Below are 17,363 nucleotides of genomic sequence, written 5' to 3'. Positions count from 1 at the left end.
CTCATAGGCCAGGGAGTTGCTGCCGGAGGGGGACGTGACATGCGGGACGGCCATCGGGCGGAGGCCGAGCGGCTGCTGGTCCGGGCTGTCGAGGAGGAGGTGCGGCGCTCAGGGGGGCGCGCGGACGGGAGCGCCCTGCTGTCGCGGGCGCGGGCCTCGCTCGACGCGATGACGGAGACGGCCGCCGAGGAGTACACGGCGTACGAACGGGCGCTGGAGGAGTCCGAGGCCGGACGGGAGACCTTCGGGCAGCGGTTCGCCCGCGAGGGGTCCGGAACTCCCCTGCTGGTGGCCGCGGTCGGCGCGGTCGCCGCCGTCGTCGCCGACCTGGCCCTCGGCACCGGCGCCGGCACGGCGGTGGGCACCGGGGCGACCGTGGCCGTCGCGGGCGCGACCGCCACCGTCCTCAAGGTGACGGCCACGCACGTGCCCGCCGCGAGCCGCCGCGCCGGAGCCCTCGGACAGCCCGGCGGACCCGAGCAACTGCGGCTCCAGTGGCTGACGGCCCTGGAGGTACGGGGCGTCCGCCCCTTCCTCGACCAGCAGCGGGTGCTCAGCGCCACCACCGGCGCCAAGAAGGGCGCGCCCCAACTGCGCCGCACCGACAAGAGCGCGGCCGCCCGCCGCCGCAACGTGCTGGAGCAGTCGTTCGGTCAGCTCCCCGAACAGGAAGGCCCGTTCACCGGGCGCCGCGCCGAACTGTCACGGATCGCGCAGTGGGTTCACGCGGCCAGGGCGAGCACGGAGACGAGACCGACGGTCGTCGTGCTGCACGGCGCCCCCGGCTCCGGCCGCAGCACCCTCGCGGTCCGGGCCGCGCACGCCCTCAAGGACCAGTTCCGCGGCGCCTGCGTGGTCGACCTGCGGGGCGGCAGCCCGGACGATCCGCCGCTCACCACCCGCGACGCGCTGCTCCACCTGCTGAACCGGCTGGGCGCCCCGCGCGAACAGCTCCTCTTCCGCGAGCGCTCCTCGCAGGACCAGCAGGTCAAACGACTGAGCGAGCTGTACCACCAGCATCTGACGGGCCTGCCCGTCACGATCGTGCTGGACGACGCGAGCGACGCCGAGCAGGTGCGCACCCTGGTCCCCGAGCGCTCCGACAGCCTGGTGCTCGTGACCGCCCGCAAGCCCCTCGACCTGTCCGCCGGCCTCGCCGCCTGGGTGCACCAGCTCCCCGTGGACGCCCTGGACGCGGCCGGCTCCGAGGAACTGCTGACCGCCGCGGCCCAGGACGCCTCCGGTCCGTACGACGCCGAATCAGCCGACCGGATAAGGGAGTTGTGCGGCGGCCTGCCCCTGGCCCTGCGGATCGCGGGCTCCTCGCTCGGCCCCCGCACCCCGCGCGCCCTCGCCGGCGACCTCGCGGCCTACGGCCCGGTGGAGCCCGTCGAACGGGTGCTGTGGCTGCGGTACACGGACCAGTCGGAACCGGCGCGCCGCCTGCTGCGCCGGCTGGCCCTGGCCGGCCGGGCCTCGCTGGGCGCCGCGGCGGCCGCGTCCCTGCTCGCGACGGACGAACCCGAGGCGCTCCGTCATCTGACCGCGCTGTCCCGGGCGGGCCTGATCGACCATGTGCGCGGCAGCCGCTACCGCCTGCACGATCTCGTACGGACCTTCGCCGCGGCGCGTCTCCTCGACGAGGAGGAGGCCTCCGAGCGGACGGCGGCCCAGGAGCGTCTCATCGTGAACTACGCGGAGCTCGCCGACTCGGTGATCCGGCTGGTGGACGGCAAGACGTCGACACGCGCCGACCAGTTCGGACCGCACGGCTTCACCTCCCTGGACGCCGCGCTGCGCTGGCTGGACGACGAGTCGAGCTTCATCACCGCGGCCCTCCGGCACGCCGAAGGGGTGGACCAGGCGGCGGTGCTCCATCTGCTGGGCGCCCTGTGCGACTACTGCCTGCTGCGCGGCGACCTGTACCGGCTGGGCGAGATCAGCGAGCTGACCCAGGCCGTCGACCAGGGGCTCCTGGTCCGCTCGGTGCAGTGGCGCACCGGTATCGCGGCCCGCCAGCTCGGCGAGCTGGACAAGGCACGGACGACCCTGGCCGCGGTGGTGGACCTGTACTTCGAGGCCCACCACGACGCGGGGGCCGCGAGAGCCCTGTGCTCGCTCGGCATCACGCTGCACCACCAGGGCGGCCTCGTCGAGGCGGCGGCCAAGCTCCAGGAGGCCATGGACCTCCAGGCCGCGCCCGAGCTGGCCGCCGACCGTGCCTGGACGATGCACGCGCTCGCGGCGGTCGAGCGCGACAGGTCCCGGCTCGGCCAGGCCCTCGGGCTGCTCACCGAGGCACTGGTCCTGCACCGCGAGAGCGGCTCGGTGCACGGCGAGGCCTGGGCCCACTTCCAGCTCGGACAGCTCGGCCTGCGGATGGGCGACGTCCCGCGCGCGGAGCGTGAACTGCGCGAGGCGCTCGACCTGTACGGCCGTACGCGCGACGCCCGCGGGGAGGCCTGGGCGCTCACCCAGCTCGCCCGGGCGCGGCTCGTCGAGGGCGACCCGTCCGCCGCGGTCGACGGGCTGCGCCAGGCGGCCTCCCGGCACCGCGAGAACGAGGACGCGCGCGGCGAGGCCTGGACGGTCTACTACCTGGGCCAGTCCCTGGAGGAGACCGGCAGCCTGGACCAGGCGGTGCGGGAGCTGGAGCGCTCCCGGACGATGTTCTCGCGCATGCGGGACGTCTACGGGCTGGCCTGTGCCCGCCACCACTCGGCCCGCGTGACCCGCGACCAGCGCGCCGCGCAGACGGGCTCCCTGCGGAACTCGGGCTTCGCCCGCCAGCTCCTGGTCGACGCCCGCGCGGACTTCCAGCGCATCGGAGTCGCCCACGGCGAGGCGTGGACCTGTCTGGAGCTCGCCGTCGTCGACGCGGGCAACGCCCGGACCCAGCAGGCGCTGACCCTGTGCGACGAGGCGGTCGGCCTCTTCGCCTCGTACGGCGACCGGCGCGGGGAGGACTGGGCCCGCTTCCTGCGCTGCACGCTGCTCCCCTACGCCGCGCCCGGCGGCCACGAGGTGGGCGCCGCGGTGGCCGTGGAGGAGCTGTCGCAGCTCGGCCGGGCCGGCCACGCCACCCGGGACGGCCGGCTGGACGACTTCATCGAGGCCTACCGGCTGCTGCTGGAGCGCGGAGTGGACCTGGACGCCGGATGGCAGGCCTGGCGCCTGGGCATGGTGCCGGGCCGCCACGCCCGCGACGTGATGGGCGTGCCGGTGCCGACATGAGCCGGGGGCCTGCCGGCCGCGGCACCGTGAACCAGCGGCCTGCCGACTGCGGCGACGTGAACCAGGCGCCTGCCGGCCACGGCGAGGTCAGCCACACGCCGGCCGATCACGGCACCGTGAGCCGGGCGCCTGCCGATCACGGCACCTCGAACTAGGCGCCTGCCAGCCACGGCGAGGTGAGCCAGACGCCGACCGACCACGGCGACGTGAGCCAGACGCCGACCGACCACGGCGACGTGAACCGGGCGCCTGCCGGCCACGGCGAGGTGAGCTGGGCGCCCTGTGGGCGCATGGCGGAGCCCGGTGTGTGCCCGCTGGGATCACACCGGGTGCCGGTCATGGCAGGGGCGGCCCCGGTCATGGCGAGGGGGCGGCCCCGTCACGGCCGACGGCCCGCCGTCAGGCCGGTCGCGCGGACCGGCCGGTCGCGGCCATCAGGCGGGCGGGCCGGTGACCCGGGTCGGCCGGTCGCGGTCGCCGTCGTCCGGCGGTCGCGGTGGTCTTGCGGTCTCGGCCGTCGGGCCCGGGCCCGGGGAGCCCGCGGGTGCGGGCGTCCGCTCAGCCCTTCGCGGGAGCGGTCCCGCCGGATCCGGAGCCGTCGGCGGACACCGCCTCGTTCTCGGGGTCCTGCTCGAAGGAGACCTTGCCCATGTGCTTGCTCATGGACTTCATCAGACCCCAGACGGCCAGGGCCATCACCGCGAAGACGATGAAGCCGAGGACGCCGGGGGTGACCTTGTTCTCGTCGACCTCCTTGGCGAGGGGGACGAGGTGCGTCAGTGCCAGGCTTGCGCTCATGTCAGGCATTGTCGCGGATGCCCGCAAAGAGGTCGTCCTCGGGGAGGGATGTGTCCACGAGGGACTTCGCGAGCTCGTACTCCTCGGTCGGCCAGACCTCCCGCTGGATCTCCATGGGGACCTTGAACCAGCCGCCGTCGGGGTCGATCTGCGTGGCGTGCGCGATCAGCGCCTTGTCACGGATCTCGAAGAAGTCCGCGCAGGGAACGTGCGTGGTCAGCGTGCGCTCGGCGCGCTCGAACTCGCTCCAGCGCTTCAGCCAGTCCCCGTACGGCGACTCCATCCCGCGGTCCAGGAGCGCGTGGTGCAGCGCCTCGGTGCGCGGGCGGTTGAAGCCCTGGTTGTAGTAGAGCTTCTGCGGCCGGTAGGCCGGGCCGAACTCGGACTCCGGGTACTTCTCGGTGTCCGTGGCGCCTTCGAAGGCCACCATCGAGATCTTGTGGGTCATGATGTGGTCGGGGTGCGGGTAGCCCCCGTTCTCGTCGTACGTGGTGATCACCTGCGGGCGGAACGAGCGGATCTGCTTGACCAGCTCGCCGGCCGCCTTGTCCACGTCCTCCAGGGCGAAGCAGCCCTCGGGCAGCGGCGGCAGCGGGTCGCCCTCGGGAAGGCCCGAGTCGACGAAGCCGAGCCACTCCTGCTTGACGCCGAGGATCTCGCGGGCCTCGTCCATCTCCTTCTTGCGTACCTCGTGGATGTTCTCCTCGATGTACTTGTCGCCCTGAAGCTTGGGGTTGAGGATGGAGCCGCGCTCCCCGCCCGTGCAGGTCACGACCAGCACGTCCACCCCCTCGGACACGTACTTCGCCATGGTGGCCGCACCCTTGCTCGACTCGTCGTCGGGGTGGGCGTGCACGGCCATCAGTCGCAGCTGGTCAGTCAAGACTCAATCCTCGGTCAGTCGGCTGTCGCCTGAGTCGGCTGTCGGCGCCCGGCGTGATTCCGCGCTGTGGGCGGCTTCTATAGTGACGGAATCGGGGGGCGATTAATTCCGGGGTCCGTCCCGGTGACCCCAGCCGAGAGGACGATCATGAGTACGTCGAGCACGCGGCTGCCCGAGGGCCGGTACGGCCGCTCCGCGGACGAGCGGGCCGACCGGAAGCTCAGGATCATCGGCGGCGTGCTGGGGGTCGCCCTGATCGGCGTGGTCGGCTGGTTCGGCTACGACTACATCGCCGGTTCCAAGATCAGCGCGCAGGTGATCACCTTCAAGGCGGTCTCGGACCGCGCGGTCGAGGTGCACCTGGAGGTGCACAAGGACGCCGGTACGAAGGGCTACTGCACCCTGCGTTCCCAGGACGCCGACGGCCTGGAGGTGGGCCGCGCGGACTTCCGTTTCGACCAGGACTCCTCCCGCCTCGACAAGGTGGTCACCCTGCGTACGACGGGCCGGGGCACCACGGCGGAACTCCTCGGCTGCCACGCGGGCTGAGCGGCACCGCCGATCGGGTCCCGACGGCAGCGGCGCGGGCCGGAATCACTCGGGGTGACCGGCGCCGACCTGCGGCTGACCAGCGTTGATGCAATTCTGATGTCTTATGTCCTCCCCTCGGAGCCGCTGAATTGTTAGGCTCGTGGTTTCGCCCACCCGTGAGAGAACATGCTTCAGGGTAGGGCGATGCTTTGTATTCCCAGTACCTACGAGGAGCACCTGTGACCCAGACCAGTGAGAACGTCACCTGGCTGACCCAGGAGGCGTACAACCAGCTCAGGGCCGAGCTGGAGTACCTGTCTGGTCCTGCGCGCACGGAGATCGCCGCCAAGATCGCGGCCGCGCGCGAGGAGGGGGACCTGCGCGAGAACGGCGGGTACCACGCGGCCAAGGAAGAGCAGGGCAAGCAGGAGCTCCGTGTGCGCCAGCTGACCCAGCTCCTGGAGAACGCCAAGGTCGGCGAGGCTCCCGCGGCGGACGGCGTGGTGGCACCGGGCATGATCGTGACCATCGCCTTCGACGGCGACGAGGACGACACCCTGGACTTCCTTCTCGGCTCCCGCGAATACGCGAGCTCGGACATGGAGACGTACTCTCCGCAGTCGCCCCTGGGCTCCGGAGTGAACGGCAAGAAGGTCGGCGAGGACGCCCAGTACGAGCTGCCGAACGGCAAGCTCGCCTCGGTGAAGATCCTCAAGGCCGAACCGCACCGGGGCTGAGCCCCGAACCGGCGACGACGATGCCCCCGGCAGCACGCCGGGGGCATCGTCATGTCCGCGTCGATCGGAGCCTGGACGGCACGCCGTCAGGACACCGGCGTCACGCCGTCGCCGAGCGGTACTTGCGGACGGCGAGCGTCCGGAAGATCACCACGATCAGGACCGAGTAGATCACCGAGGCCCAGACAGGGTGCTGCATGGGCCAGGCGTCGGACGTCGACACGCCCGGGTTGGCGAACAGCACCCGGCATGCCTGCACGGTGGCGCTGAACGGGTTCCAGTCGGCGACGTGCCGCAGCCAGGGGGTCATGTTGCTGGTGTCCACGAACGCGTTCGAGATGAACGTGACCGGGAAGAGCCAGATCAGCCCGCCGGACGTGGCCGCCTCGGGTGTCCGCACGGACAGGCCGATGAGCGCGCCGATCCAGGTGAACGCGTACCCGAGCAGGAGCAGCAGACCGAAGGCCCCGATGACGCGGAACGCGTCGGTGCTGCCGTTCGAGCCGACCCGCCAGCCGACCATGACCGCGACCACCGCGAGGACCAGCAGGGTCAGCGCGGTCTGCACGAGGTCGGCCAGGGTGCGGCCGGTCAGCACCGCGCCCCGCGCCATGGGCAGCGACCGGAAGCGGTCGATCAGGCCCTTGTGCATGTCGTCGGCGATGCCCGCGCCGGCGCCCGCGGTCGCGAAGGTGACCGTCTGGGCGAAGATGCCGGCCATCAGGAAGTTCGTGTAGTCGGTGGCGCTGGTGCTGCCACCGATCTTCATGGACCCGCCGAAGACGTACGTGAACAGGACCACGAACATGATCGGCTGGATCAGTCCGAAGATGACCATCTCCGGGATCCTGGACATTCTGATCAGGTTCCGCTTGGCGATGACCAGGGAGTCCCGGACGGACTGGAAGACCGGGTTCGAGGGTGCCGTGACCCGCACGGCGTCGCTGAGGGCACTCACTTCACGGCCTCTTTCACGCTCTCGTCGGTGCGGGCGTCCTTGCCCTTGCCGCCCCGGTCGTCCGCCGGGCCGTCGCCCTCCTCGGGCTTCTCCTCGGCCACATGGCCGGTGAGCGAGAGGAAGACGTCGTCCAGGGTGGGGCGGCGCAGGCCGACGTCGTCGATCTCGATGCCGCGGCCGTCCAGCTCGCGGATCACCTCGGCGAGGAGCTTCGCGCCGCCGGTGACGGGCACGGTGAGCTTGCGAGTGTGCTCCTCGACCGTCGTCTCGCCCTTGCCGAAGGCGCGCAGCACCTCGGAGGCGGTCGCGATGTGCTCGCGGTCGTGCACGACGACCTCGACGCGCTCGCCGCCGGTCTGCGCCTTGAGCTCGTCGGCGGTGCCGCGGGCGATGACGCGGCCGTGGTCGACGACGCAGATGTCGTGCGCGAGGTGGTCGGCCTCTTCGAGGTACTGGGTGGTGAGCAGCAGCGTCGTACCGCCGGAGACGAGCTGCTTGATGACGTCCCAGAGCTGCTGGCGGTTGCGCGGGTCGAGGCCGGTCGTGGGCTCGTCCATGAACATCACCGGGGGCGACACGACCAGGGCCGCCGCGAGGTCGAGACGGCGTCGCATGCCGCCCGAGTACGTCTTCGCGGTGCGGTCGGCGGCGTCGGCGAGGTTGAACTGCTCCAGGAGCTCGTCCGCGCGGACCTTCGCGGCCTTCGCCCGCATCTGGTAGAGCTGTCCGACCATCTGGAGGTTCTCGCGGCCGGTCAGGTATTCGTCGACCGCCGCGAACTGTCCGGAGAGGCCGACCCTGCGTCGTACCGCGTCGGGGTCCTTGAGCACGTCGACGCCCGCGACGACGGCCTTGCCGCTGTCGGGGCGCAGCAGGGTCGTCAGACAGCGGACCGCGGTCGTCTTGCCCGCGCCGTTCGGCCCGAGCAGGCCGAGCACGGTGCCTTCCGGGACATCGAGGTCGACGCCGTCCAGAGCCCTTACGTCACCGAAGGTCTTCACCAGGCCTTCGGCGTAGATGGCGCCTGGCATGAGTGTTCTCCACGTCGTTGGGGATTTTCGGATGTGCGCGTGTTTGCGAATGTGCGCGTACTGGGGACTGGTGCACGACGAGAAAGTCATCGGCCCGGCCCCGTCGGCGCCGATCCGGACCCACCGTAACGCGATGTATCGCGTCTCTCAATGGATTTTCCCCGAGTGGGACGGCCGGGCCCCTTCGGGCGGCCGCGCCCTCACTCGATGACCGTGTACCCCGCCTCGCGCAGCGCCGCGTTCACCTCGGCGCAGTGCTCGTGCCCCTTCGTCTCCAGGTGCAGCTCGACCTCCACCTCCGTGAGCCCGAGCCGCGGATCGGTCCGTACGTGGCTCACATCGAGGACGTTAGCGTCCGCCACTGACAACACCCCGAGAAGCGTGGCCAGGGCGCCGGGCCGGTCGGTGAGCCGCAGCGTGACCGCCAGATAGCGGCCGCCCGCCGCCATGCCGTGCCGCAGGATGCGCTGCATCAGCAGCGGATCCACGTTCCCGCCCGACAGCAGCGCCACGACCGGGCCCTCGAAGGAGCCGGGGTCGCGCAGCAGCGCCGCGACGGAGCTCGCGCCGGCCGGTTCGACGACCAGCTTGGCGCGCTCCAGGCACAGCAGCAGCGCGCTGGACAGATCGTTCTCGGAGACCGTGCGGACCTCGTCGACCAGCTCCTCGACCAGGCGGAACGGCACGTCGCCGGGACGGCCGACCTTGATGCCGTCGGCCATCGTCGCCGGGTTCTCCACCGACACCGGCCGCCCCGCCGCGAGCGAGGGCGGATACGCCGCCGCGCCCTCCGCCTGCACGCCGATGATCCGGACGTCCGGGCGCAGCGACTTCACGGCGAGGGCCACGCCCGCCGCGAGCCCGCCGCCGCCGATCCCGAGGACGATCGTGCGCACCTCCGGGCACTGCTCCAGGATCTCCAGGCCGACCGTGCCCTGCCCCGCGATGACGTCGGGGTGGTCGAAGGGGTGGATGAACACCGCGCCCGTCCGCCGCGCGTACTCCTGCGCGGCGGCCAGGGTCTCGTCGACCACCTGCCCGTGCAGCCTCACCTCGGCGCCGTAGTCGCGGGTGGCCGCGACCTTGGGCAGCGGGGCGCCGTTCGGCATGAACACGGTGGACCGCACACCGAGCAGCGAGGAGGCGAGCGCCACGCCCTGCGCGTGGTTGCCCGCGCTCGCGGCGACGACGCCCGCCGCGCGCTCCTCCGGGAGCAGGCCCGCGATCCGCACGTACGCGCCGCGCAGCTTGAACGATCCCGTCCGCTGGAGGTTCTCGCACTTGAACTGCACCGGCGCGCCGACGAGCTGGGACAGATACCTGCTGCCCTCCATCGCGGTCACCCGCGCCACCCCCGACAGCATCTTCTGCGCGCCGCGCACGTCGTCGAGAGTCACACTGGGAAAGGAGTCAGCACTGCTGTAGCTCATGACCGTCAGTCTCGCAGTTCACGCTGGCGCACTCCCGTGGTGACCACGCTCCGAGACTCGGTTTGCGCAGCGCCGGTACGGCCCGCGCCCCGGCCGCGTAACCTGTCCCCCAACCCAGCTCCCCACGCATGAATTGAGCCCCCGGCCATGCCCACTACACCAGAGATGTCGATGGACATGACGACCGTCGGTGACACCGGTCTTCTCGAAGCCCTTCAGCACGAGGTCGCGGTCTTCGCGCGCCGTGCGGAACAGACCCGGCTCGGCGGGGTGGGGCAGGTGCGCAACTCCATGGACCGTGCCGCCTACCTCCTGCTCAACCGCCTCGACAAGGAAGGCCCGATGGGCGTCAAGGCGCTCGCGGCGAGCATGGGGATCGACTCCTCGACGGTCACCCGGCAGGTCGCCCCGCTGGTCGACACCGGGCTCGTCAAGCGCACCTCGCACCCCGAGGACGGGCGCGCCGTGGTGCTCCAGCTCTCCCCGCGCGGCCAGTCCCGGCTCGACGAAGTACGCACGTCCCGGCGTCAGTTGATGGCCGAGCTGACACACGATTGGGCACCGGAGGAGCGTGAGGTCTTCTGCGCGCTCCTCACCCGCTTCAACGGCGCGCTCTCGGCCCGCCAGGCGGCCCAGGGCCTGCCGACCACGGAGACCGAGCCGGCTTCCTGAACGGAGCCGGTGCCGGCCGGTCGGCCGGGCCCTTTCCGGCCGTCGGCCGCGCCCGGAGCTTGCCGGTGACCGCACCTGGGGCAGACCGGCGCGCCGAGCCCTGGTTTCGGCCGCCGGTCGCGCTCAGGACTGGCTGATGGGCCGTGCCCGGGGCGGGTGGTGAGCCGCGCCCGGGGCGGGGCGCAGGCCGGGGCCCCGGTGTCCCCGGGCGTTCGTCGCGCGGCACGCGCGCGTGCATGTGCTCCGAACTCTTGACCGGAAGGCGCCCCCTGGCCTCATATGAGACCGGGTCCTCGTCGTACGGGGTGCGACGGGTCGCACGCGGCCGCGGGCCTTCTCAGGGTCACCCTCAGGCGGGAGGCATGGTGCGAGAACGGCGTGCCTCCCAAGGCGTTCGCCGGGCCAGGGAGTTCGAGGCCTTCGTGGCGGGCGCGGCGGGGCGGCTGCTGCACACCGCCACCCTGCTCACCGCGGAGCCCCGGGACGCCAACCCGCGCGCGCGGCGACTGCTGACGCAGGCCCTCGCCCACACGTACGCCTCATGGGACCGGCTCCACGGCGAGGATCCCTACGACAGCGCCCGCAGGCAACTGGCCGCACGCTTCCAGCGCACCGCCTGGCACCAGTACGGGAGCTTCGGGCGCCGGCGTACGTCCCCGGACCACGTCCTGGCCTCCCTCACGCCCCAGGAACGGCTGATCCTCGTGCTCAGGCTGTACGAGGGGGTCGCCGAGGAGCAGGCGGCGGCCCTGCTCGGGCTCCCCCCGGAACGCGTACGGGCGATCTGCGCCCGCGCCATGGCGACGCTGCTGCACCCGCCCCGCGACCCGGCACCGGCCCTGGAGGTGGCGCCGTCATGAACCTGTCGGAGCGCGAGGCGGCCGTGCGGCGGATGCTGGAGCTGACACCCGCGCCCGTGGTGCCGGCCGACCTGTACGGCGAGGTCGTACGCCGCGGACGGCGCGTGCAGCGCCGTGCGCGGGCGGTGCGGCGGCTGCTGTGGCTGGCGCTGCTCGCCGCGGCCGTCGTCTTCGCCGTCTGGGCGGCGACGGCCCGTCCGTGGGTGGAACCGCCGTCGGACACGACTCCCCCGCTGACGGGCTGGTGACCGAACGCTTCCCGGGGACGGGCCGGTGATCTCGGGCCGTGCCGAAGGCCGGTGTTCGCGGACCGTGGCTGACGGCCGGTGACCGTGCGCCACTGCCCGCGGGCCGGTGGTCCGGCGCGCGGGCAGTGGTGGAGGTCCGGTCGGGCGGCGACGGCGGGCCGGAGCGGCCCACCGAAGGCCGCCGTCCTCGGCTCTAGCCCAGGGCCTGCTGCAGGTCCTGGAGCAGGTCGTCGATGTTCTCGATGCCCACGGAGATGCGGACGAGGTCGGCGGGGACCTCCAGCGCCGAACCGGCGACCGAGGCGTGCGTCATGCGTCCCGGGTGCTCGATCAGGGACTCGACCCCGCCCAGCGACTCACCGAGCGTGAACACCTTGGCACGGTTGCAGACCTCGACGGCCGCCTCCTCGCCGCCCTCGACCTGGAAGGAGACCATGCCGCCGAACGACCTCATCTGCTTGGCGGCGATCTCGTGACCGGGGTGCTCCGGGAGACCCGGGTACAGGACCCGCGTCACGCGCGCGTGCCGGGTGAGCATGTCGGCGATCCGGCCGGCGTTCTCGCTGTGCCGGTCCATGCGCACGGAGAGGGTCTTGGTGCCGCGCAGCACCAGCCAGGAGTCGAAGGGCCCGGCGACGGCGCCCATCGCGTTCTGGTGGTACGCCAGTTCCTCGCCGAGTTCCTGGTCGGCGGTGATCAGGGCGCCGCCCACGACGTCCGAGTGACCGCCCATGTACTTGGTCAGGGAGTGCACGACGACGTCCGCGCCGAGCGCGAGCGGCTGCTGGAGGTAGGGGGTCGCGAAGGTGTTGTCGACGACGAGCCGGGCGCCCGCCTCGCGCGCGATCTGCGCGATCACGGCGATGTCGGTGATGCCGAGGAGGGGGTTGGAGGGCGTCTCGACCCAGATCGCCTTGGTCTTCGGGGTCAGTGCGGCCCGTACCGACTCGGGGTCGCTGGTGTCGGCCACCGACCATTCGACGCCCCAGCGGGAGACGACCTTGGCGAAGAGCCGGAAGGTGCCGCCGTACGCGTCGTTGGGGATCACCACGTGGTCACCGGGGCTGAGCAGCGTACGCAGCAGGCAGTCCTCGGCCGCGAGTCCCGACGCGAAGGCGAGGCCGCGGCGGCCGCCCTCCAGTGCTGCGAGGTTCTCCTCCAGGGCGGTCCTGGTGGGGTTGGCGCTCCGGCTGTACTCGTAGCCGCCGCGCAGGCCGCCGACGCCGTCCTGCTTGTAGGTCGAGACCTGGTAGATCGGCGGGACGACCGCTCCGGTGAGGGGATCGGCGGTGTTGCCCGCGTGGATCGCGAGCGTCTCGAAATGCTGACTGATGTGCCTGTCGCTCATGAGTCCCGAGCGTAGTGCTCCTTACGCGTTCGTGACGGCGTACACCCGGCCGCGGAGCGGGCCTTCGCCGAGAGCGTGACGCGTGCGCCGGGACCGGAGCGGGCCCGGACGCGGAGCGTGCTGCGCGCACCCGAGGCCGGAGCGGGCCTTCGCCCACAGCGTGACGGACCGGGTTGGCCAATTGTCGGACGCGTCTGGTTCGCTGGAGGCATGCAGATTCTCTGGGTCCTGATGGCGCTGGCCATGTTCAGCGTGGTCCTGCTGCCGGTGTTCCGGCGCAGGCGCACCGGTATACAGCTCGTCACGCCCGGTGACCCGGACGCCGCGGACCCGGCGAACTACGGCTTCCTGCGCCAGGAGGAGCTGGACATCCGCATGCCGGGACCGGACGCGGATCTGCTGAACGTCCTGGACGTGGTGCAGCGGACCCAGGACTACCGCGCGGCCTCGCAGCTCCTGGCCGGCACCGAGACCGAGGGCGAGACCCGCTGGCAGCGGGTGCAGGCCTTCGCGGGCGCCGCGTCGCTCGAGCTCATGCAGCGGCCCGGCGGGGTCAGCGAGACGCCCGGCGGGCAGTGGCTGCGGGTGTGGCGTGCCGAGGCTCCCAAGGACGCGGGCGGCGCCGCGGTGCACGCCGAGTTCCTGGTGCAGCAGGCCTGGCGGACGTCGACGCCGGGCACCGACGACTTCCGGATCATCATGGAGGAGGCTCGGTCCGCCTGCGGCGACGCGGCGCTGCTGTCCCCCGGTGACCCGATCCCGTACATCATCGAACTGTCGGTGGCGCGCGGACTCGGCTACACCCAGCCGGAGTTCGAGAAGCTCTGGCTGAAGATCCTGGACCGCGCGCCGTCCCACATGGGCGCGCACCTGGCGGCCCTGCACTACTGGTGCGAGAAGTGGCACGGCTCGCGGGAGACGGCGTACGCCTTCGCGGAGGCCGCGGCGGCACGGGCGCCGGAGGGCTCCCTCCTCGCGGCGATGCCGCTGTTCGCGGTCTTCGAGCACCTGCCCGAGGTGAACCTGGTCCGCGGCTTCTACCAGAGCGAGGTCGTGACCAAGGCCGTCCACGGCGCGCTGTACGCGGTCCACGCGGCCCGCCCCGACGACCCGATGCTCGCCCACGTCCGCCATCTGCTGGTCTGCTTCCTGGTCCGCGGCGAGCGCTGGTCCGAGGCGATGAACCAGTTGGTGCACGTGGACGGCCACGTCGGCGCCCTGCCGTGGACCCTGAGCCAGGATCCGGCCGCGGACTACGCGATATACCGCGCGCTGGCGGTCGCCGGGTACGAGGCCAACGGCGGCAGCCCGGCGACCCTGTCGCACTGACGGCGGCGCGCGGGGCGAGGGCGGCTCGCCCCGGGGTCGGGGCGGGGCGGTGCTTCCCGGGGCCGGGAAGCCGCGGGGCGGGGTTCTTCCCCGGGCCGGGTGATCATGGCGCCCGGGAATTCGGTTGCCCCTCGGACGTTCCCGGGCTACAAACCACACATGGCCGACATCCAGGGCTCGTACGACGATCTCTTCATCGCTGTGCCCCAGGCGCTGTCCGTGATGCTGGACGAGGGTGACGCCGGTGCCTCGGTGGCCGTCTTCGTGGACGGCGAACCGGTGGTGGACGTCTGGGGCGGTTTCACCGACGCGGACCGCACGACCCCGTGGCAGCGGGACACGATCACCAACGTCTGGTCCGTGACCAAGACGATGACGAACCTGTGCGCGCTGATCCTGGTCGACCGGGGCGAGCTCGACCTGGACACGCCGGTCGGTCACTACTGGCCGGAGTTCGCCCGGGCGGGCAAGGAGAAGGTGCTGGTACGGCACCTGCTCGCGCACACCGCGGGCCTGCCCGACTGGGACGGACCGGTCGAGGACCTGTACGACTGGACGGCCGCCACGGCGCGTCTGGAGGCGCAGACCCCGCAGTGGGAGCCGGGCTCCGCGGCCGGGTACCACTCGCTGACCCAGGGCTTCCTCGTGGGCGAGGTGATCCGCCGCATCACGGGCGCCGGCCCGGGCGCGTTCTTCGCACGGGAGGTGGCGGGCCCGCTGGGCGCCGACTTCCACATCGGGCTGCCGGCCGCACAGGACCACCGGGTGGCCCTCACGATCCCGCCGCCCGGCCAGGACGAGGACTACACCGCGAGCGCGCCCGGCGGCACCACACCGGCCGCCGGCACCGCGCGCCTCAGGGTCCGTGACGGCAACAGTGCGGCCTGGCGCCGGGCGGAGATCCCCGCGGCGAGCGGATTCGGCAACGCCCGCTCGGTCGCGCTCGTGCAGTCGGTCATGGCCCGCGGAGGAGCACTGGGCGGCACCCGGCTCCTGTCACCGGCGGTCTGCGAGCTCGCACGACAGGAACAGTTCAAGGGCGAGGACCGCCGCCTGGGCATGCCCGTCCGCTGGGGCCTGGGCTACGGCCTGTTCGACACCGGCATCGGCTGGGGCGGCTGGGGCGGCTCCCTGGTCGTGGTCGACCCCGACCACCGCATGGCGGTCGCCTACGTGACCCACCAGATGCGCGAACCAGCGAACGACCAGCGGGGCCTGGAACTGCTGATGTCCGCCTACGACGGCCTCCAGGGCCTGAAACCCTGACGGGCCGGACCACAGCCTCCGTGCCCCTTCCGGGTCCGGCCCTGCGCGAGCGGCCCGCCCTCACGCGTCGCGGCCGACCCTGTCGGGCAACCGCCGTTCGGACCACCCGAGGCGGCTCTTCAGGTGACTGCCGGACGCCTCATGAGCCAGGCAGCCGTCGCAGGGGTACGACGTCTCAGCAGAGAACGAACCCGGAACGCCGTGAGGAGCTTGGCGATGTACGCAGCAGTCCGGCGGTACGAAGGGGTGACCGATTCGGCCGAGGCAGCACGTCTCGTGAACGAGGGGTTCGTGGCACTCATGCGCCAGGTCTCCGGCTTCGTGGCCTACTACTGGATCGATGCCGGGGACGGAGTGATGGTCTCGACCAGCGTCTTCCAGGACCGGGCCGGTGCCGAGGAATCGATCTCGAGGGCTGCGGACTTCGTGCGGGACAACCTTGCGTCCCTGCTCCCCAACCCTCCCCAGGTCATGGCCGGCGAGGTGGTGGCTTCCGCATGACGGCGTTCGGACCGGCCCCATGAAACCTCCGGGGCCGTACCGGCCCGCAGTGCCCACGCGGTCGCCCTTCACAGACCTTTGCTGCCGCCATGCGGCCCGTGGGTGATGCCCGCGGTTGTGCCCGGGCCACCGGTCAGTGACACAGGTGGGCCAGGAGTTCTTCGCCGGCGGGGTACTCCTCCTCCTGGGGGAGCAGGCGGGTGGCCGAGTCCAGTTCGCGGTCCCTGACGAGTGCGTGTATCTCGTGGGCGAGCGGGGTCACGTCGCTGATGGACACGATCCACTCGTCCGCGTACCGCGTCGACGCCTCACCTGAGAGCCCCAGTTGCAGCGAGCGGTATGGCAGGGGACGCAGGTGCAGATCGCGTTCGGGATCCCACTGGACCCGGGCGGGCGCGCGCTTGAGGTCGCGCTGCCAGGCGCTGCGATCGGGATGCAGTCCGCGGACGTAGTGCGACAGGCAGGCATGACGCAGCGCCCAGTCGAAGCCGTCACGCGTGATCTCGACAGCGAGGACGGTCTCCTGACCCTCCTTCATGCCCCAGCCGGAGCGGTACATCATCCACATGAAGCTGGGTTTGATCCACGTCATGCGGTCGAGCTTCCACGCGGCGGGGAAACGACCCTCGCGGGCGGCGGGTCCGCCGATCTCCGGGCGGTACGCCTGATAGACGGTGATCGTGGAGTCCGTGTGGGCCGCGCGGATCTGACGTTGCGGTTCTTCCATGACGTACAGCGTGGGCTGGGCCGGCCCAGGTGACCACCGATTTTCGAGCTACGGCCGCTGCTTGGCCTTGTCGACGATCCGACCACGCATCCGAGTGGCGAGTTCACAAGGCAATCGGCCGGTAGGCCAGAGCATGATCGACCACTTCCTCTGCGGACAGCTCCCGCTCCGGGGGCCAGAAGATCAGGCCGGAGACATGGCCGGTTGGGCAGGCCAGGGCTCTGTCGAGTTTTTCCAGCAAGTCGTTCGCCTCGGACTCGGAGGCGTAGTCCACGTCCTCGATCCGCCGCACGAGCGCGATCGCTTCCGCTCGGCTCAACTCCACGTCCGCGTCAGCCCCTTTCATCGGCGCCACCTTGGTGAGCGGTGTGCTCGGCAGGAGGAGTCCTAGTGGTTCAGCTCGTAGTCGAACCAGATTCGGTGGGTGCCGTCCGGGGCGATCGCGATGCCGCCGGTTCCGGTGATTCCGGTCAGGGTGGCTGTTCCGCTGGACGGCACGATCGTGAAGAACTCGCTCTCCCTCGACTCGCCCAGCGTCGTCGCGGAGTGGGCGAAGTTGAAGGTGCCCGCCTGGTCGTGGAGCGTTCCCTCGAAGGACTCCATGGCGACGTACGTCCCCACGCCGGTGGACTGATCGAACGCGGCGGTGAACAGCGTGGCGGAGCGTCCGGCGATCTCGCCTTCGTACTCCTTCTCCATCGTGGCGACGCCGACCGGCAGTGCCGTCTCGATCGCGGGGCCCGGCACGGGCGCCGGGGTGAATCCGGCGACTTTGAACGTTCCTGAAGCTCGCATGGCGGGATCGTATGC

At 71.7% G+C, this 17,363-nt stretch carries 18 protein-coding genes; 9 read left to right on the top strand and 9 right to left on the bottom strand.

The features are described from left to right. The first annotated feature begins 39 nt into the window (after nucleotides 1–39). Nucleotides 40–3,234 (top strand): tetratricopeptide repeat protein, encoded by a 3,195-nt coding sequence (locus tag ACZ4TO_RS21530; RefSeq protein ID WP_385045545.1) that lies wholly within the window; start codon nucleotides 40–42, stop codon nucleotides 3,232–3,234. Nucleotides 3,235–3,792: 558 nt separating this feature from the next. On the opposite strand, the gene ACZ4TO_RS21525 is transcribed toward ACZ4TO_RS21530, so the two are convergent. Then, nucleotides 3,793–4,041, bottom strand: a complete 249-nt coding sequence (locus ACZ4TO_RS21525; RefSeq protein WP_382787982.1) for a hypothetical protein — start codon at nucleotides 4,039–4,041, stop codon at nucleotides 3,793–3,795. After that, the gene (mca, locus tag ACZ4TO_RS21520; protein ID WP_382788062.1) at nucleotides 4,034–4,894 is read right to left on the bottom strand and encodes a mycothiol conjugate amidase Mca; all 861 of its coding nucleotides are present in this window, start codon (nucleotides 4,892–4,894) and stop codon (nucleotides 4,034–4,036) included. The genes ACZ4TO_RS21525 and mca overlap by 8 nt, the downstream gene beginning before the upstream one ends. A gap of 168 nt (nucleotides 4,895–5,062) precedes the next feature. Between mca and ACZ4TO_RS21515 the strand changes: the two genes are divergently transcribed. Then, complete coding sequence (locus tag ACZ4TO_RS21515; RefSeq protein WP_385045549.1) at nucleotides 5,063–5,464, top strand: DUF4307 domain-containing protein; 402 nt, start codon at nucleotides 5,063–5,065, stop codon at nucleotides 5,462–5,464. A 221-nt stretch (nucleotides 5,465–5,685) separates the two neighbouring features. Next, nucleotides 5,686–6,183 carry a transcription elongation factor GreA gene (greA, locus tag ACZ4TO_RS21510; protein WP_382787986.1) on the top strand — a complete coding sequence of 166 codons (498 nt, stop codon included), beginning with the start codon at nucleotides 5,686–5,688 and terminating at the stop codon, nucleotides 6,181–6,183. Nucleotides 6,184–6,283: 100 nt separating this feature from the next. Here the strand turns inward: greA and ACZ4TO_RS21505 are convergent, their stop codons facing one another. The 3 genes from ACZ4TO_RS21505 to ilvA form a co-directional block, all read right to left on the bottom strand. Next, a complete protein-coding gene (locus ACZ4TO_RS21505; RefSeq protein ID WP_382787988.1) occupies nucleotides 6,284–7,141 on the bottom strand; it encodes an ABC transporter permease in 858 nt (285 codons plus the stop codon). Beyond that, on the bottom strand, nucleotides 7,138–8,172 hold the full coding sequence (locus tag ACZ4TO_RS21500) for an ATP-binding cassette domain-containing protein (RefSeq protein WP_382787990.1): 1,035 nt from the start codon (nucleotides 8,170–8,172) through the stop codon (nucleotides 7,138–7,140). Before ACZ4TO_RS21500 ends, ACZ4TO_RS21505 begins: the two co-directional genes overlap by 4 nt. A gap of 200 nt (nucleotides 8,173–8,372) precedes the next feature. Continuing rightward, entirely contained in the window at nucleotides 8,373–9,602 is a 1,230-nt protein-coding gene (gene ilvA, locus ACZ4TO_RS21495) for a threonine ammonia-lyase (RefSeq protein WP_382787992.1), read from the bottom strand. A 165-nt stretch (nucleotides 9,603–9,767) separates the two neighbouring features. On the opposite strand from ilvA, the gene ACZ4TO_RS21490 reads away from it, so the two are divergent. From ACZ4TO_RS21490 to ACZ4TO_RS21480, 3 genes are all read left to right on the top strand, one after another. Next, nucleotides 9,768–10,274: a MarR family winged helix-turn-helix transcriptional regulator gene (locus tag ACZ4TO_RS21490; RefSeq protein ID WP_382788064.1), complete on the top strand. Its 507-nt coding sequence runs from the start codon at nucleotides 9,768–9,770 to the stop codon at nucleotides 10,272–10,274. Nucleotides 10,275–10,639: 365 nt separating this feature from the next. Continuing rightward, nucleotides 10,640–11,134 carry a sigma factor-like helix-turn-helix DNA-binding protein gene (locus ACZ4TO_RS21485; protein WP_382788066.1) on the top strand — a complete coding sequence of 165 codons (495 nt, stop codon included), beginning with the start codon at nucleotides 10,640–10,642 and terminating at the stop codon, nucleotides 11,132–11,134. Next, nucleotides 11,131–11,382: a hypothetical protein gene (locus ACZ4TO_RS21480; protein WP_382787994.1), complete on the top strand. Its 252-nt coding sequence runs from the start codon at nucleotides 11,131–11,133 to the stop codon at nucleotides 11,380–11,382. The genes ACZ4TO_RS21485 and ACZ4TO_RS21480 overlap by 4 nt, the downstream gene beginning before the upstream one ends. 193 nt (nucleotides 11,383–11,575) lie before the next feature. Here ACZ4TO_RS21480 and ACZ4TO_RS21475 read toward each other — a convergent pair whose 3' ends face one another. Next, nucleotides 11,576–12,730 carry a cystathionine gamma-synthase gene (locus ACZ4TO_RS21475; protein WP_467841605.1) on the bottom strand — a complete coding sequence of 385 codons (1,155 nt, stop codon included), beginning with the start codon at nucleotides 12,728–12,730 and terminating at the stop codon, nucleotides 11,576–11,578. Between the two features lie 210 nt (nucleotides 12,731–12,940). Here ACZ4TO_RS21475 and ACZ4TO_RS21470 point away from each other — a divergent pair, with 210 nt between their 5' ends. The 3 genes from ACZ4TO_RS21470 (at nucleotide 12,941) to ACZ4TO_RS21460 (ending at nucleotide 15,826) form a co-directional block, all read left to right on the top strand. Beyond that, on the top strand, nucleotides 12,941–14,059 hold the full coding sequence (locus tag ACZ4TO_RS21470; RefSeq protein WP_385045564.1) for a hypothetical protein: 1,119 nt from the start codon (nucleotides 12,941–12,943) through the stop codon (nucleotides 14,057–14,059). 159 nt (nucleotides 14,060–14,218) lie between these two features. Beyond that, nucleotides 14,219–15,325 (top strand): serine hydrolase domain-containing protein, encoded by a 1,107-nt coding sequence (locus tag ACZ4TO_RS21465; RefSeq protein ID WP_385045567.1) that lies wholly within the window; start codon nucleotides 14,219–14,221, stop codon nucleotides 15,323–15,325. 216 nt (nucleotides 15,326–15,541) lie between these two features. Further along, nucleotides 15,542–15,826: a hypothetical protein gene (locus ACZ4TO_RS21460; RefSeq protein ID WP_382788002.1), complete on the top strand. Its 285-nt coding sequence runs from the start codon at nucleotides 15,542–15,544 to the stop codon at nucleotides 15,824–15,826. A 133-nt stretch (nucleotides 15,827–15,959) separates the two neighbouring features. Here ACZ4TO_RS21460 and ACZ4TO_RS21455 read toward each other — a convergent pair whose 3' ends face one another. The 3 genes from ACZ4TO_RS21455 to ACZ4TO_RS21445 form a co-directional block, all read right to left on the bottom strand. After that, on the bottom strand, nucleotides 15,960–16,553 hold the full coding sequence (locus ACZ4TO_RS21455) for a DUF4291 domain-containing protein (protein WP_468024981.1): 594 nt from the start codon (nucleotides 16,551–16,553) through the stop codon (nucleotides 15,960–15,962). A gap of 103 nt (nucleotides 16,554–16,656) precedes the next feature. Beyond that, nucleotides 16,657–16,899: an e9imm peptide gene (locus tag ACZ4TO_RS21450; RefSeq protein WP_468024980.1), complete on the bottom strand. Its 243-nt coding sequence runs from the start codon at nucleotides 16,897–16,899 to the stop codon at nucleotides 16,657–16,659. Nucleotides 16,900–16,940: 41 nt separating this feature from the next. Continuing rightward, nucleotides 16,941–17,348: a DUF3224 domain-containing protein gene (locus tag ACZ4TO_RS21445; RefSeq protein WP_468024979.1), complete on the bottom strand. Its 408-nt coding sequence runs from the start codon at nucleotides 17,346–17,348 to the stop codon at nucleotides 16,941–16,943. Between the last annotated feature and the right edge of the window lie 15 nt (nucleotides 17,349–17,363).

Source organism: Streptomyces sp. NPDC028298 (assembly GCF_055565895.1).
The sequence above is the reverse complement of the archived record's forward strand: the minus strand, read 5'-3'. Positions and strand labels throughout refer to the sequence as shown.